This window comes from Shewanella sp. DC2-4 (assembly GCF_013248875.1).
Taxonomy (GTDB): domain Bacteria; phylum Pseudomonadota; class Gammaproteobacteria; order Enterobacterales; family Shewanellaceae; genus Shewanella; species Shewanella oncorhynchi.
In genome coordinates, this window is the sequence record NZ_JABRVR010000002.1 from 4,596,313 (window position 1) to 4,612,435 (window position 16,123).

A 16,123-nucleotide genomic window follows, 5' to 3' on the forward strand; every position below is an offset into this window, starting at 1 on the left:
GATCTGCCGCAATGCTGATTTTTCATTAGCCCTTTTATGTCCCAAACAAAATCCTGTACTGGACAAAATGTCCAATTTATAGGGTGTTTTTGATGATCTAGCTCAAACTAATCCACTATGTTTACTGGCACCAATATTGCAGTGACCTTTTATCGCAATTTGTTGGTAAAACCGAACCGTTCACTCTACGGTTTGTCCATCAACACGGCTGAGACGGAGAGACAATGCAACATACAACTAGTGTTTGGCCTATGTACGTTTCACTCAAGAAAGTAGAGAAGCAAGTTGGCCGCTGGACCTCAGTACAATGGGAAATTGATCACCTACTTCCCGCCACCCATCAAGCCCCAGACGATGCAACCTTAGTGCTACTCGAACTGCACAAAGACGAACGCGCCAGCTATCGCCTCAATCTCGATTTAGATAACGCCATGCTGTATTTAGTATGTGATGAAACGGCCGATGGCACTTGGATACCGGCGGCATTATCGGCGGATCAGAATGTCGCGGCGGGTTGTCTTGAGGGCAATACCCCAGTCCTCAACTTATTGATGCCAAAAGCTATCGCTTGTTGGATTGAAGCCTTTATCACCCAATATGGTGAAGTCGAAATTGCCGCTCATCGCCGTAAACATGTCGATGGCCGTAATAATCAAGGCCCGAGTCACGATCCATTACGGAGGGACTAATGGCTGAATCCATACAAAAAACAGGCGGGCTACTGAGTCGCTGGAACCAACGGCGCGAACAAGTTGCAGCAGAGGAAGCGCGAGCTGACGGGGAAACCACACCTCTGGAGACCATCGTAGCCGAGCCCACTATGGCAGTTGAGCAGCTTCAACCCACAGAGTCAGCCTTTGAACCTAATACTGCAGAGCATGACGATCCTAATCGCATCCTCACTGCAGCGGATTTACCCAATCCCGACGAAATTGAAATAGGCGGCAGCTTTGCAAGTTTTATGGGCGCCAATGTTGACCCTGCGGCTAAATCTGCAGCGCTACGTGCACTGTGGAAACAACCGCATTTCAACGAGATAGATGGGCTTTTGGAATATGCACTCGATTACAGTAATCAACCGAAACTCAGTGCAGAAGTCTCAGCTGAATTGATGCAAAAAGTCTTCCGTTACATAGCCGAAGACAGTGAGATCTCGGATGAAGAATCAGCTTTAGCCAAGCAACAAGCTGAAGAAAGCAATCCATCCGCGGGTCTTGATGTAAGCAAAACAACAACTCATGAGACTAATGAAGTCGAAATCGAATGGGCAGTTGAGCCGATAACGGACAATTTGGATGGGGAGACTGATGACCTACCCCAAAATGCACCAGAGCCCTTAGCTCAGGCACATACCCGAGTTGTTTAACGTCAGTTTAGCTAATTTTAATGTCCGTAACTTTGGTATGTGAATTGCTGTACTAAGATATAAAAAAGCTTAGATAAAAGCAGAAAAGGCAATGACTTACTTATTACCAGCCGCCTAAATCTGCCCAGATACAGTAAAACAAGAAACAGCCAAAGTACTGTTCAGGAACGCAATGTGAGCACTTATTTGATGACCAATCAAACCCAAGAAGCGTTAAAACAAGCGCGACAACAGGTATTAACGCAAACTCAGATGTTGCAGAATCTGATCCCGCCAACTGTCAGCTATACCACCGAAGGCAATGTTCTTATTATTGGCCCAGAAGATCTGGCTCGCCTCGCCGCGGACAAATTGTCCACTATGGCCCATAGGGTGATTTTAGCCAACGAAGCCATTACCAGCCAAGATGAAGCACACCTAGAACGTGTCATGGCAGCGGCAACTGATGTCGAAAGCTATTACAACAAACTCATTGGTGTAAAAGGCTTTTTAGGCCAATTTCAAGTCAGTGTTGAACATCAAGATGGTGCTGCCGAACTCAGTTTAGTGTCAATCCGTAAACCCCATTTCGATATCGTGCTCGATTTGAGCAGCGCAGCTTGTTTGAACTTAGAAATGCTGCCACCCGGCTATTTTTACGTAGGCCAAGACGCAGAAAAACTCGAAGATGCTCTCGCGCAAATTCCCGATCTCATCGGCCAATTTGATAAGCCGCGCTATGTCAAAATTAACCCAGATATCTGTGCACACGACCGCAATGGCATCAATGGCTGTAATCGTTGCCTCAACTTCTGCCCAGCAGATGCGATCAGCAGTGTCGCAAAGAAAATTGAAATCGATCCATATCTTTGCCACGGCGCAGGCAGTTGTACCAGCGCTTGCCCGACGGGTGCTATCAGTTACGATTTACCTACGCCGCAAGCTTTGCATTCATACCTGAACAAAGTCGTTAGCCGTTTCCGCGAGCAAGCACAAACCGCACCAGTGATCTTGTTCCACGATAATGCCGTCGGCGCCAACTTTATTAGCGACGATTTAGCAGGCGACATCATCCCCGTTGCCCTCGAAGAAATTACCGTTGCTAGCGTAGATCATTGGTTGTCAGTTCTCGCTTGGGGCGCGCGCCAAGTGCTGATCCTCAACACCGATGCAACAGCGCCAACCCTAACGCAAATGCTTAAAGGCGAACTGTCGTTAGCCAATAGCATTTTAGATGAAATGGGCCAGCCACAACGCATTAGCCTCATCGACCCGAGCATGCTTGCCGATTTAGATTCGATGCTCGATATCAGCTTAGATTGGCCCGTGATCGTGCCCGCTGCATTTGCCTCGACCACTAAACGCAACACGCTATTTGAAGCGATCGACCACCTCAATAGCCAAGCGGGTGAAATTGATACTTGCCTTAGCCTCAACAATATTCCCTTTGGCAAAGTCAGTGTGAATGTAGAAAAGTGCACTATGTGTATGTCCTGCGTGGCAATTTGTCCCACGATGGCATTACAAGATGGTGGCGACAAACCTGCACTACACTTCATCGAGCAAAACTGCGTGCAATGCGGTTTATGTGAGGCAGCGTGTCCTGAAAAAGTGATAAGCCTTACGCCACAAATTAACTTTGATAAAGCTGCCCGTCAGCAACAACACACCCTGAAAGAAGAAGCCCCCTTCGAATGTATTCGCTGCGGCTCTCCTTTTGCGACCCAATCTATGGTGCATCGGATGCTGGATATGGTCGGCGCGCACAGCGCATTTTCTGCCAATATTGAACGCTTGAAAATGTGTGGCGACTGCCGGGTAAAAGACATGTTTGAAGACATTCTTCAAGATCCTGAAAAGCAACTGCGATAAGAGATCCGCTATGACCGAATCAGTAAGACAAGTTTCAGAAAACGATCAGTTGAGAGCCGATATCTATCAACTGTTAGCCGCCCTATTGCGCCGTCAGCCAAGCCCTGAACTGCTACACTTTTTGGCCAATCTTGAAATTGATGCCAATGAAGACAACGAGATGACTAAAGCTTGGTTATCACTCCAACTCGCCGCACAGCAGTTCAACAGCGCACAACTAGAAGACGAGTATTTTGCCCTCTTCCTCGGTGTAGGTTGCGGTGAGATCCTGCCCTACGGCAGCTGGTTTATGACGGGCTCATTGATGGATAAACCACTGGCATTGCTACGCCAAGACTTAATGCAACTAGGGTTTGAACGCGAAGACAACGTCAAGGAACCCGAAGATCACGTTGCAGCACTGTGTGAAGTGATGGGAACCCTGATTTTAGAAGCGCCAAGTTATCGCCAATTGGCTTTTTACCAACGCCATATCGGCAGCTGGATTGGCCGTTTTTGCGACAATTTAGCCAAGGCGCCAAGTGCGGCGTTTTACGCCACGGTTGCACAGCTAGCAAAAGCGTTTTTTGCAATGGAAGCCAGTGCTTTTGAGCAATTAAGCTTAGATATTCCAGTCAATTGCCCAGGCAGCGCAGACTTACAGCCAGCCACCAGCGATTTAGCAAAACCAGTAGAGTTAATGAACTAAGACTAAACTGAGTGATAGCGCGGCATGTGCGTGCTAAATGTAAATGTTAGAGATGAGTTCAAACTGCGAAGGTGAGATTAATGTTCACCTTAGCAACAATAACGGAAGCTTAGGCTTCCACAATAACCGAGGTGGTAGCCGTTTGTACCACCTTATCCAGTAACACAAGGAGACACTATGAAGAAGCCAGCTTCCGACATGGGCCGTCGTCAATTGCTTAAAGCATTGGCACTCGGCAGTGCGGCAGGCGCAGTGGTCACTGTGAGTAGTCAAGCGTTAGCTTCGACAAAAACGGCAGCGACCACAGAGCCTAAAAGTGAGAACTACCGCGAAACCGACCATATTCGTAGCTATTATGCGTCGCTTTAAAACTAAAATAGAGGAGAGTGTGTGATGCGATTAACCCGCAAAACAGACCAGGTTGTCGAAACTAAAGCGCCAGCACTGGGTCTCAATCGTCGTCAATTCTTAAAATCGGCAAGTCTTGCCACAGGAGGGATCGCTGCGGCGTCCATGCTGGGCACAGGCATGATGCGTAAAGCACAGGCCCAAGAAGATATTGGCCATAATGTTCCCACCGAAGTCAAACGTACCATCTGTTCTCACTGTGCCGTAGGTTGTGGTGTGTATGCAGAAGTACAAAATGGTGTATGGACGGGTCAAGAACCCGCATTCGATCACCCGTTCAACGCTGGCGGTCACTGCGCGAAAGGTGCTGCACTGCGTGAACATGGTCACGGCGAAAAACGCCTGAAATACCCCATGAAGTTAGAAGGCGGAAAATGGAAAAAGATCTCTTGGGATCAAGCGATTAATGAAGTCGGCGATAAAATGGCTTCAATTCGTCAAGAGTCAGGCCCAGATTCAGTCTACTTTATGGGTAGCGCTAAGTTCTCTAACGAACAAGCTTATTTATATCGCAAATTTGCGGCATTGTGGGGTACGAACAACGTCGACCATTCTGCCCGTATTTGTCACTCTACCACGGTAGCCGGTGTTGCTAACACTTGGGGCTACGGTGCGCAAACCAACTCAATCAACGATATTCGCAACTCTAAGTGCATCATGTTTATTGGGGCAAACCCCAGTGAAGCACATCCTGTTGCCATGCAGCATATTTTGATTGGTAAAGAACGCGGTGCCAAAATCATCGTTGTTGATCCACGTTTCACCCGTACTGCAGCGAAATCTGACGAGTACGTGCATATCCGTCCTGGCACAGACATCCCCTTCATTTATGGCCTGTTATGGCACATATTTGAAAACGGCTGGGAAGATAAAGAGTTTATCAAACACCGTGTCTATGGCATGGATCGTATCCGCGAAGAAGTGAAAAAATACCCCCCAGAAGAAGTTGAACTGGTTGCGGGTGTACCAAAAGCGCAGATGTACCGCGTCGCCAAAATGATGGCTGAAACCAAACCTGGCACCATTATTTGGTGTATGGGTGGCACTCAGCACCACGTGGGTAACTCTAACACCCGTTCATACTGCATGTTACAACTCGCTTTAGGCAACATGGGTGTACCTGGCGGCGGCACTAACATTTTCCGCGGCCATGATAACGTGCAAGGCGCAACCGACTTTGGTTTGTTATTTGATAACTTACCGGGTTACTACGGTTTAACGACTGGCGCTTGGGCCCATTGGAATAATGTGTGGGATCTCGACCCTAATTGGGTAGCGAGCCGTTTCGATCAAGGCGAATATCTAGGACAAAAACCGCAAACCTCTGCGGGTATTCCTTGTTCGCGCTGGCACGATGGCGTGTTAGAAGATAAAACCAAGATAGCGCAAAAAGACAATATTCGTCTGGCGTTCTTCTGGGGACAATCGGTCAACACTGAAACCCGTGGCCGTGAAGTGCGTGAAGCTTTAAATAAAATGGACACCGTCGTCGTTGTCGATCCATTCCCAACCATGGCGGGTGTTATGCACCAACGTCAAGATGGGGTTTATTTACTTCCTGCGGCAACCCAGTTTGAAACCTATGGTTCAATCTCTGCGACTAACCGCTCAGTACAATGGCGTTCTAAGGTCATAGAACCCCTGTTCGAATCCCTGCCTGATCATGTGATCATGTACAAACTCGCCAAAAAAGTGGGTATAGATAAAGAGCTATTCAAGCATATTAAAGTCAATGGTGAAGAGCCTTTGATTGAAGATATCACCCGCGAATTTAACACAGGTATGTGGACTATCGGTTATACCGGACAAAGCCCAGATCGTTTAAAAATGCACCAAGAAAACTGGGGTACTTTTGATGCTGATAGCCTAGAAGCCCCCGGCGGTCCTGCCAAAGGCGAAACCTACGGCTTACCTTGGCCTTGTTGGGGGACTCCAGAGATGAAACATCCTGGTACCCAGATTCTGTATAACGAAGCCAAACATGTGAAAGACGGTGGCGGCAACTTCCGTGCTCGCTATGGTGTGGAACATGAAGGCAATAATATTCTTGCCGAAGGTACTTACTCTAAAGGCAGTGAGATCCAAGATGGCTATCCTGAATTTACCGCCGATATGCTTAAGCAATTAGGTTGGTGGGATGACCTGACCGAAAACGAGAAAAAACACGCCGAAGGCAAAAACTGGAAAACTGACATTTCCGGCGGTATCCAACGTGTTGCTATCAAGCACGGCTGTATCCCTTACGGTAACGCTAAAGCTCGTTGTATTGTATGGACATTCCCAGACGATATTCCACGCCACCGCGAACCACTTTACACGCCTCGTCGTGACTTAGTCGCTAAATACCCCACCTACGAAGATCGTATGGTTGCACGTTTACCGACACTGTATAAGTCAATTCAAGACAAGGATTTTGCTAAAGACTTCCCATTGGCACTCACATCAGGCCGCCTAGTGGAATATGAAGGTGGTGGTGAAGAATCCCGTTCTAACCCTTGGTTAGCTGAACTACAACAAGAAATGTTCATCGAAATGAACCCTGCTGATGCAGCGGATCGCGGTATTCGCGACGGTGACAATGTTTTTGTTCATGGTCCAGAAGGCGCCAAAATCACGGTTAAGGCTATGGTTACACCGCGCGTTATTGCCGGTGAATGTTTTATGCCATACCACTTTGCTGGGGTGTTTGAAGGCGAAAGCCTAGCGAAAAACTATCCAGAAGGCACTGTGCCTTACGTGATAGGCGAATCTGCAAACACCATTTTAACTTATGGCTACGACGTTGTGACTCAGATGCAAGAAACTAAGTCCAGCCTATGCCAAATCAGCAAAGCCTAACCTACTTGATGAGGAGATAAGCCATTATGGCAGTCATGAAATTTCTGTGTGACACCAAGCGCTGCATCGAGTGTAACGGTTGCGTCACTGCATGTAAGAACGAAAACGACTCCGCTCTCGAGTGGGGAATTCAACGTCGCCGCGTGGTGACGATCAACGATGGTCTACCTGGCGAAGCCTCAATTTCAGTGGCTTGTATGCACTGTACTGACGCTCCCTGCATGGCCGTATGTCCGGCAGATTGTTTCTACCGTACCGAAGACGGCATAGTGCTACACAACAAAGATACTTGTATCGGTTGTGGTTATTGCTTCTATGCTTGTCCATTTGGTGCACCGCAATTCCCGAAAAAGACTGCCTTTGGTAGTCGTGGCAAGATGGACAAGTGTACTTTCTGTGCCGGTGGCCCAGAAGAAACCTTCTCCGAAGCTGAGCGTAAAAAATACGGTGCCAACCGTATTGCTGAGGGCAAGTTACCTATGTGTGCTGAGCTTTGTTCTACTAAAGCGCTGCTCGCAGGTGATGCGGAAGTGGTATCAAACATTTACCGTCAACGTATGGCCTCTCGAGGCAATCCTAACGTGATTTGGGGTTACAACCCCAAGACAGGTGAGATTAACTAAGCAGAGCGAGGGTTAGGGAGAAATCCCTAACCTCTGGCAAGGAGTGAAAATGTTAAACAAACAGTTAAACAAATCACTGCGCAGTCTGTTTGCTCTGTTGGTGCTCGTCATGGGATTGGGATTAGGTTCAGTCATGAGCTCAAACCCAGTACACGCAAGTGATCAGCAATCGAGTCAACAACAGGCGAAAGCGCAAACCAGCGATGCCGATCTTTGGCGAGCGGTAAAAGCAGGCGATGCCGGCTATACCACTGCCAAAGGGATAGATACTGGGGTGTTGATTAACGTTGCCGGTAACCAAGGTAAAGAACTGAGAAATGAATACTTAACCCCCGTCATGGCGCTAGCCGTGGTAGGTGTGTTTGGTGCTTTCTTATTGTTTTATCTGGTGAATGGTCCATCAAAACTGAGTCATGGCTTTTCAGGCAAGATGGTTTCGCGCTGGTCAAAGGCGGATCTGTGGATCCATTGGATCATGGCGAGCAGCTGTCTGGCACTGATGTTTACCGGCCTAACCATAATGTTAGGTAAGCATGTCATACAGCCAATGTTAGGCCCCGACCTTTGGGCGCCATTGATCTATGGCAGCAAAACAATCCACGATTGGGCAGGTCCCATTTTTATCGCGGCTTGGGCTGTATGTGTGGTGAAATGGATGCCGTTACAAACCTTCAAGATGTATGATTTGAAATGGTTTTTAGTGGTAGGTGGTTATATCAACTTTGGCCCGTTCAAAGGTAAGCACCCTGACAGTGGTTTCGCTAACGCCGGTGAAAAAATGTGGTTCTGGACCCTGATGTTGTTTGGTTTATTCATCAGCGTATCTGGCATCATGTTGGTATTGCCAGGCTTGGATTTACCCCGCGAAGCCTCTATGGGCGCGCTGCTGATCCACTCTATCAGCGCCATTATCTTGATTGCCTTTACTATAGTGCATATTTGGATGGCGACCGTATTGAGCGAAGGCGGTATGGAGTGTATGAAGTCAGGCTATTGTGATGAAAACTGGGCAATCCAGCACCATAATCTCTGGTATGACGAAATCAAAGCCAACGGCAGCTTAAAGTATAAAGACTAAGTTAAACCGCAGCTTTTACATCCTCAAAACGCCCCGCATCGCGGGGTGTTTTTTATTCACACTGTTCCCATCGCATTAATTCAAAAGCACAAAAAATTAACAACTGAAACAGCGAGATACAAAAATCCGCCAACGCCCTCTTCCCCAGTAGTTCACTAAACTATGAGCGAGTTAACGCTTTAAGAGAACGGTCGCCGATTTCAGGGCTGCAAACTGTCCTAGATCAATTCCTACTCAACCCTTTCCTACTATATTGCCGTCACGCGCGATGATTGATGGTAAACAAGATGATTTCATTATCTTTTCCGTCGCTAATCTTCACTTTTTGATAACAAGATAAACCCCCACAAAAAGCCGTGCGATCTCAAAAACTAAACCCTAATTTCAGGAGTCAGCATGAAGCAGCAACCCAGCGATTTATCTCGCCGATCTTTGCTCAAAGCGCTCACCGTCGGCAGCGTAGCGGGTGCCGCCATTGCCGCAACCGGCATGAGCGTGGCACAGGTCAGCGAGAGCAGCAAGGTAACCACTAAAGAGTCAAAGGGTTACCACGAAACTGCGCATATCAGCAGCTATTACGATAGCTTGCGCAGCTAATCTAGGAGAAGTCAGCGATGAAGTTAACTCGCAAGTCCAATGTTGCCACAGTGGCAGACAAACCGGCGTTAGGCATCAGCCGTCGTCAATTTATGAAGCACGCAGGTATCGCTACTGGTGGTATTGCCGCAGCATCTCTGATGGGCACAGGCATGATGCGTCGTGTCGAAGCCAAAGAAGTACCGCATGATGCGCCAATCGAAATCAAACGTACTATTTGTAGTGCCTGCGCCGTCGGTTGTGGCCTGTATGCCGAAGTACAAAATGGTGTGTGGACGGGCCAAGAACCCGCATTCGACCACCCATTCAACGCTGGTGGTCACTGCGCGAAAGGTGCTGCACTGCGTGAGCATGGTCATGGTGAAAAACGCCTGAAATATCCAATGAAATTGGTTGATGGCAAGTGGAAAAAAATCTCTTGGGAAGATGCTATTAACGAAGTGGGCGACCAAATGCTCAACATTCGTAAAGAATCTGGCCCAGACTCAGTGTACTTCATGGGTAGCGCTAAGTTTTCTAACGAAGGTTGTTACATGTACCGCAAGTTGGCGGCTATGTGGGGCACAAACAACGTCGACCATTCAGCTCGTATTTGTCACTCTACCACGGTAGCCGGTGTTGCTAACACTTGGGGCTACGGTGCGCAAACGAACTCTTTCAACGATATCCAGAATGCTCATGCCATCTTCCTGATCGGGGCAAACCCAGCAGAAGCGCATCCCGTTTCGATGCAACACATTCTTATCGCTAAAGAAAGAAACAACGCCAAAATCATCGTCGTTGACCCACGTTTCTCTCGCACTGCAGCGCATTCAGACTTGCATTGTGCAATTCGCCCAGGCACTGATATTCCTTTTATTTACGGTATGTTATGGCACATTTTTGAAAATGGTTGGGAAGATAAAACCTTTATCAAGCACCGCGTTTTCGAGATGGAAAGTATCCGTGCTGAAGTGAAGAAATTCCCACCTAAAGAAGTCGAAAACATCACTGGTGTGAGCGAAGCCGAGGTTTATCAAGCGGCTAAATTAATGGCTGATAACCGTCCTGGCACTGTGATTTGGTGTATGGGTGGAACTCAACACCACGTTGGTAATGCCAACACTCGCGCTTATTGTATTCTGCAATTAGCACTGGGTAACATGGGCGTTTCAGGTGGCGGCACTAACATTTTCCGTGGCCACGATAACGTACAAGGCGCAACGGACTTAGGTTTGTTATTTGATAACTTACCCGGTTACTACGGTTTGACCTCAGCAGCATGGAGTCACTGGACACATGTTTGGGATCTGGACATGGCATGGGTGAAAGGTCGTTTCGATCAAACAGCCTACCTTGGCAAAGATCCAATGACGACACCGGGTATCCCTTGTTCTCGTTGGCACGATGGTGTGTTAGAAGATAAGAGCAAATTAGCGCAGAAAGATAATATCCGTATGGCGTTTTTCTGGGGACAATCTGTCAACACTGAAACCCGTCAGCGTGAAGTGCGTGATGCCTTAGACAAGATGGACACAGTCGTCGTTGTCGACCCATTCCCAACGATGGCAGGTGTTATGCACCGTCGTAAGAATGGCGTATATCTGCTGCCTGCGGCAACTCAGTTTGAGACTCACGGTTCAGTATCTAACTCAGGCCGTTCTATCCAGTGGCGTGAGCAAGTCATCGAGCCACTGTTCGAGTCTAAAACCGACATCGAAATCATGTACCGTTTGGCCCAAAAACTGGGTATTGCCGAGCAATACACTAAACGCATCGCGATTGAAAATGGATTACCTGTGATTGAAGAAATCACCCGTGAAATCAACCGCGGTATGTGGACTATCGGTATGACAGGTCAAAGCCCTGAGCGTATCAAGTTACACACCCAAAACTGGGGTACTTTCAGCAACAAGACGTTGGAAGCCGCAGGCGGCCCAGCTAAAGGCGAAACCTACGGTTTACCTTGGCCATGTTGGGGCACACCAGAGGCTAAACACCCTGGCACTCAAATCCTTTATAACCAAGCCAAACACGTTAAAGACGGCGGTGGTAACTTCCGCGCCCGTTACGGTGTTGAATATAAGGGTCAAAGCATTTTAGCCGATGGCACTTATTCTAAAGGCGCTGAAATTCAAGACGGTTACCCAGAATTTACTGCCGATATGCTCAAACAATTGGGTTGGTGGGATGATCTGACGGCGGAAGAAAAAGCGGAAGCCGAAGGTAAAAACTGGAAAACAGATTTGTCAGGCGGCATAGTGCGCGTGGCGATCAAGCACGGTTGTATCCCCTTTGGTAATGCTAAAGCTCGTTGTATTGTTTGGACTTTCCCTGACCAAGTCCCTGTGCACCGTGAACCGTTATACACAGCACGTCGTGACTTAGTGGCGAAATACCCAACCTATGACGACATGCAAGTACACCGTCTCCCTACGCTGTATAAGTCTATCCAAGACAAAGACATGAGCGGCAAGTACCCGCTGGTACTGACATCGGGTCGTCTGGTTGAATACGAAGGTGGTGGTGAAGAATCTCGCTCCAACCCTTGGCTGGCTGAACTTCAACAGGAAATGTTCGTTGAGATAAGCCCTGCCGATGCTGCCGATCGCGGCATTCGTAACGGTGAAGACGTCTGGTTAGAAGGCGCCGAAGGTGGCCGTATTAAGGTACAAGCCATGGTTACCCCAAGGGTAAAACCCGGTGTTACCTTTATGCCATATCACTTTGCGGGTGTGATGCACGGAGAAAGTTTAGCGCCTAATTATCCAGAGGGAACAGTGCCTTACGTTATTGGTGAATCTTGTAACACTGCGCTGACCTATGGTTATGACCCTGTGACACAAATGCAGGAAACCAAGGCATCACTCTGTCAGATTGTTAAAGCGTAAGTGCAGCTTAAGCTAGGAGAATTGCCATTATGGCTACAATGAAATTTTTGTGTGATACCAAGCGCTGCATCGAATGTAACGGTTGTGTCACTGCCTGTAAAAACGAAAACGACTCCGCTCTCGAGTGGGGTATCCAACGCCGCCGCGTAGTGACAATCAACGATGGTCAACGTGGTGAAGCCTCAATCTCTGTCGCCTGTATGCATTGCTCAGATGCACCTTGTATGGCGGTTTGCCCAGCAAACTGCTTCTACAGAACCGACGACGGCATAGTGCTACACGACAAAGATGCCTGTATTGGTTGCGGTTACTGCCTTTACGCCTGTCCATTTGGCGCACCTCAGTTCCCGAAAAAAGGTGCCTTTGGTAGCCGCGGTAAGATGGATAAATGTACCTTCTGTGCCGGTGGCCCAGAAGAAAACCACTCAGATGCAGAACGCCAAAAATACGGTTCAAACCGTATTGCCGAAGGTAAACTGCCTATGTGTGCAGAACTGTGCGCGACTAAAGCCCTGTTAGCGGGTGATGCCGAAGTGGTTTCAAGCATCTTCCGTGAGCGTGTGGCTTATCGTGGTGCTAAAAACGCGGCTTGGAATTAATTCAGGTCAACAGGATCTGTCCACAGACTTAGCTTAGCGCCTTCCTAGGTGGGCGCGGCTAAGTGAGAGAGGATATATGATGAACAAATGGTTCAAACACATAGGTTTAGCCATAGCACTGTTATTTAGTGCTGTGTGTATAGCCAATGGTGGTGATGAACTGGCGAATCAAGTTCAACAGTCTGATGCCCAAATTTGGGCACAACTGAAGGATGGTGCCACGGGATACACTACCTCCCAAAGTGAGTTTCATGCTCAGCCGATCAATACCTACGATTTACGGGTATTAGCGCTGCGTAGCGACTGGTTAGCGCCCGCCTTAATGGCTGCACTATTCGGTATGATCATTATCTTTGTCCTATTTATCAAGGTGAATGGCATCTCCAAGCTGCACCATGGTTTTTCAGGCAAGTTAGTGCATCGCTGGTCTAAGTTTGATGTTTCAATCCACTGGTTAGGCGCGATTCCATGCTTACTGTTGATTTTAACAGGCTTAACCTTGCTGGCGGGTCGCTTTTTCTTCCAACCTTGGTTGGGCGAAGGCATCTGGGAAGCAATCGTCTATGGCGCGAAGCAAATCCATGACGTGATGGCGATTCCCTTCATGATAGGTTGGGCATTGATGACCACCCTATGGGCGAAAAACCAGCTGCCAAAAATGTACGACGTTAAGTGGTTCATGGTAGTAGGCGGTTACATTAACTTTGGTCCGTTCAAAGGTAAGCACCCAGATGCAGGTTTTGCTAACGCGGGTGAGAAAATGTGGTTCTGGGCATTTGCCCTGTTTGGATTAGTCATTTCAGCCTCGGGCATGTTATTACTCTTCCCTAACCTGTTCGAGCCAAGCCGTACATTAAGCTTGATCGCCCTGGTACTGCATTCAGTGAGCGCTATCGTGATCTGTGCTTTCTCTATCGTACACATCTTCATGGCAACTGTGATGTCAGAAGGTGGTATGGAATGTATGGTGTCAGGCTACTGTGATGAAAACTGGGCCAGCCAACATCACAACCTATGGTTTGATGAAATCAAAGCCAACGGCACGCTTAAATATAAAGAATAAGACTGAAATCTAGTTGTAAGTATTCCAAAAATACTTAGCCACTAGCAAACGTAGAGCCCCCGTCAATCACTACTGGCGGGGGCTTTTATTTCAGCATGAGTCATCGGCTTTAACTATATGTCTGAATTACATTTTGAATCATTTGTAGCATTTGTAGCATTTGAGTACGAGATCACAAAGACCAATTTAAATGCTAAATCACTGTAAAAAAATTGCATGTATCATAGTTATTTAATAATAAAAACAATCATCTAGATAAAAGTTGAATTTAAACAACACAACATTTCGTAACTTAGCAACCAACCAGATGCAACACCAATAAAACAATTCAATTAAAAACAGTATCTTAGTAGACATTTCCATAAAATACTCTCTTGCTGGCTAGCTCACGCGCACGCTAAAATTACCTATAGCGTAATTAAATTACGCATTGCTGCTTTTTATCCTAGAAGGTCACCATGTTTAAAAATGCCAAAACCAGTACATTGACGGCATTGCCATCAGTGTTTACAAGTATCTTACTGATCATCATAGGTATTTCGTGCTATCGCAGTTTTAACGAACTCGGTGAGACCAGTAAAAGCCTAGTCGACAACACTCAGCTCGCAGAAACTTTCACTACAGTACGAGAATCCTTTTTTGAGCTGCGCTTAGCCACCTTAGTCCACAACGGTAAAGCTATCGCAGATCAACAACATAAGGTCGCACAGCTTGTCTCTCAACTGACCAAATTTAATACCGACTTCATGGGCGCTGATGCTCAAGCTATTCACACTCTTTTACCACAAACAGAACATTATGTTCGTCTCTACCAAGAAGAACTGGCACTCGCTAAACAAACTGGAGCAGTACCTGAGCTAACCGCTGAGCGTGCTGCGCTCGGGCCTAAGGTCAGTAATCAAATCAACCAATTAGTCACGCTGATCACTCAGAGAAATCATGAGTTAGGCAAACAAGCTGAAGATAAAGTCACCTCGACAGAAAGAATCCTACTGGGATTGATCTTGTTCGCGATTGTAGCGTCACTCTTTAGCGCCCTCATTATGAGTAAACAACTCGTCCACATAATCAATGAAATAAAACGGGTAATGGAACGTCTTGCCCATGGCGACCTAACTCATAAAACAAATATTAAAGGACAAAATGAGCTCTGCTCACTCGCAGAAGATCTCGACAGCGTGATAGGTAATCTACGTGAAATTATGTCTGAAATTGCCCAAGCCTCGGATCATATGTCCGACCAAATAGGGCAATTGAATGTGCAGTCAAATGCCAATAATCATGCACTGCAAATCCACGCCGTTGAAACCGACCAAGTCGTGACAGCCATGACTGAAATGAGCGCCACGGCCCATAATGTCGCGGGTGATGCTGCATCCGCAGCCCAGTTTACTCAACAAGCAAATGCGCAAGCGGATAAATCAAAGCAAGCCGTCGAACAAGCTGCCAACACTGTGATAGCCTTAGTCGCTAAAGTCGATGTCGCTGCTGATGCGATTAATGATATGAACGAAAATACCCGTCATATCGCCGCGATTTTGAATGTAATAGGTGAAATTGCCGATCAAACCAATCTGCTAGCGCTTAATGCAGCCATCGAAGCCGCCCGTGCAGGTGAACAAGGTAGAGGCTTTGCTGTTGTCGCCGATGAAGTTCGCTCACTGGCCGCACGCACTCAAGCAAGTACCGCAGAAATCAACCAGATGCTGGAACAACTTTATCTTGGTGCCAATGCCGCCGTAACCGCAATGGTGCAAACTAAACACAGTTGCCAGCAAGCCGCCGATACCACCAATCTGGTGACGGAAAACCTTGATACCCTGACCACTTATGTGTTCGATATTAATGGGCTCAGTAATCAAATCGCCACCGCAGCAGAAGAGCAAAGTGCTGTGACCGAAGAGATAAACCGTAATCTGACCACCATTCGTGAAATGGTCGATGAACTGAATCAAAGCGGTAAAGCCACCCTCAATAGCGCAACCTCTTTGGCCGCGACGAAGGAACAACTCGTCGTTGTGGTCTCGCATTTTAAGCTTTAGGTTTAGGCTCCCTGAAAAAAGCTTTTAAATCTGCGGCCTAATAACAAAAATTATTGGGCTGTCAGATTTTTAGATGAGATATAAAGCGAGTCACACACCT

13 protein-coding genes are annotated in these 16,123 nt (G+C 47.4%); all 13 read left to right on the forward strand.

Annotated features, from left to right (window positions below; genetic code table 11):
- Positions 1–224: 224 nt before the first annotated feature.
- Positions 225–689, forward strand: coding sequence for a DUF3305 domain-containing protein (locus tag HQQ92_RS20865; RefSeq protein WP_105250549.1), 465 nt, complete (start codon positions 225–227; stop codon positions 687–689).
- Entirely contained in the window at positions 689–1,366 is a 678-nt protein-coding gene (locus tag HQQ92_RS20870) for a DUF3306 domain-containing protein (RefSeq protein WP_173248124.1), read from the forward strand. The genes HQQ92_RS20865 and HQQ92_RS20870 overlap by 1 nt, the downstream gene beginning before the upstream one ends.
- Before the next feature lie 189 nt (positions 1,367–1,555).
- Positions 1,556–3,217, forward strand: a complete 1,662-nt coding sequence (locus tag HQQ92_RS20875) for a 4Fe-4S binding protein (protein ID WP_173248747.1) — start codon at positions 1,556–1,558, stop codon at positions 3,215–3,217.
- 10 nt (positions 3,218–3,227) lie between these two features.
- Entirely contained in the window at positions 3,228–3,905 is a 678-nt protein-coding gene (locus HQQ92_RS20880) for a molecular chaperone (protein ID WP_113940321.1), read from the forward strand.
- A gap of 177 nt (positions 3,906–4,082) precedes the next feature.
- Positions 4,083–4,274 (forward strand): twin-arginine translocation signal domain-containing protein, encoded by a 192-nt coding sequence (locus tag HQQ92_RS20885; protein WP_113940320.1) that lies wholly within the window; start codon positions 4,083–4,085, stop codon positions 4,272–4,274.
- A gap of 24 nt (positions 4,275–4,298) precedes the next feature.
- On the forward strand, positions 4,299–7,151 hold the full coding sequence (locus HQQ92_RS20890; RefSeq protein ID WP_173248749.1) for a formate dehydrogenase subunit alpha: 2,853 nt from the start codon (positions 4,299–4,301) through the stop codon (positions 7,149–7,151).
- 26 nt (positions 7,152–7,177) lie between these two features.
- Positions 7,178–7,774, forward strand: a complete 597-nt coding sequence (gene fdh3B / locus HQQ92_RS20895; protein ID WP_006083566.1) for a formate dehydrogenase FDH3 subunit beta — start codon at positions 7,178–7,180, stop codon at positions 7,772–7,774.
- Positions 7,775–7,823: 49 nt separating this feature from the next.
- Positions 7,824–8,852, forward strand: coding sequence for a formate dehydrogenase subunit gamma (locus tag HQQ92_RS20900; RefSeq protein WP_113940318.1), 1,029 nt, complete (start codon positions 7,824–7,826; stop codon positions 8,850–8,852).
- Positions 8,853–9,248: 396 nt separating this feature from the next.
- Entirely contained in the window at positions 9,249–9,449 is a 201-nt protein-coding gene (locus HQQ92_RS20905) for a twin-arginine translocation signal domain-containing protein (RefSeq protein ID WP_105250556.1), read from the forward strand.
- Positions 9,450–9,466: 17 nt separating this feature from the next.
- Entirely contained in the window at positions 9,467–12,319 is a 2,853-nt protein-coding gene (locus tag HQQ92_RS20910; protein ID WP_131525790.1) for a molybdopterin-dependent oxidoreductase, read from the forward strand.
- A 29-nt stretch (positions 12,320–12,348) separates the two neighbouring features.
- Complete coding sequence (fdh3B, locus tag HQQ92_RS20915) at positions 12,349–12,918, forward strand: formate dehydrogenase FDH3 subunit beta (protein ID WP_105250558.1); 570 nt, start codon at positions 12,349–12,351, stop codon at positions 12,916–12,918.
- 79 nt (positions 12,919–12,997) lie between these two features.
- Complete coding sequence (locus tag HQQ92_RS20920; RefSeq protein ID WP_131525797.1) at positions 12,998–13,981, forward strand: formate dehydrogenase subunit gamma; 984 nt, start codon at positions 12,998–13,000, stop codon at positions 13,979–13,981.
- A gap of 458 nt (positions 13,982–14,439) precedes the next feature.
- Positions 14,440–16,023 (forward strand): methyl-accepting chemotaxis protein, encoded by a 1,584-nt coding sequence (locus tag HQQ92_RS20925; protein ID WP_173248126.1) that lies wholly within the window; start codon positions 14,440–14,442, stop codon positions 16,021–16,023.
- The last annotated feature ends 100 nt before the right edge of the window (positions 16,024–16,123 follow it).

What these genes read in the sequence shown, in the direction of transcription:
- HQQ92_RS20875 (WP_173248747.1), top strand. Translation starts at nt 1,556, where the DNA reads ATGACCAATCAAACCCAAGAAGCGTTAAAACAAGCGCGACAACAGGTA.
- HQQ92_RS20880 (WP_113940321.1), top strand. Translation starts at nt 3,228, where the DNA reads ATGACCGAATCAGTAAGACAAGTTTCAGAAAACGATCAGTTGAGAGCC.
- HQQ92_RS20910 (WP_131525790.1), top strand. Translation starts at nt 9,467, where the DNA reads ATGAAGTTAACTCGCAAGTCCAATGTTGCCACAGTGGCAGACAAACCG.
- fdh3B (WP_105250558.1), top strand. Translation starts at nt 12,349, where the DNA reads ATGGCTACAATGAAATTTTTGTGTGATACCAAGCGCTGCATCGAATGT.
- HQQ92_RS20905 (WP_105250556.1), top strand. Translation starts at nt 9,249, where the DNA reads ATGAAGCAGCAACCCAGCGATTTATCTCGCCGATCTTTGCTCAAAGCG.
- HQQ92_RS20865 (WP_105250549.1), top strand. Translation starts at nt 225, where the DNA reads ATGCAACATACAACTAGTGTTTGGCCTATGTACGTTTCACTCAAGAAA.
- fdh3B (WP_006083566.1), top strand. Translation starts at nt 7,178, where the DNA reads ATGGCAGTCATGAAATTTCTGTGTGACACCAAGCGCTGCATCGAGTGT.
- HQQ92_RS20925 (WP_173248126.1), top strand. Translation starts at nt 14,440, where the DNA reads ATGTTTAAAAATGCCAAAACCAGTACATTGACGGCATTGCCATCAGTG.
- HQQ92_RS20885 (WP_113940320.1), top strand. Translation starts at nt 4,083, where the DNA reads ATGAAGAAGCCAGCTTCCGACATGGGCCGTCGTCAATTGCTTAAAGCA.
- HQQ92_RS20920 (WP_131525797.1), top strand. Translation starts at nt 12,998, where the DNA reads ATGAACAAATGGTTCAAACACATAGGTTTAGCCATAGCACTGTTATTT.
- HQQ92_RS20870 (WP_173248124.1), top strand. Translation starts at nt 689, where the DNA reads ATGGCTGAATCCATACAAAAAACAGGCGGGCTACTGAGTCGCTGGAAC.
- HQQ92_RS20900 (WP_113940318.1), top strand. Translation starts at nt 7,824, where the DNA reads ATGTTAAACAAACAGTTAAACAAATCACTGCGCAGTCTGTTTGCTCTG.
- HQQ92_RS20890 (WP_173248749.1), top strand. Translation starts at nt 4,299, where the DNA reads ATGCGATTAACCCGCAAAACAGACCAGGTTGTCGAAACTAAAGCGCCA.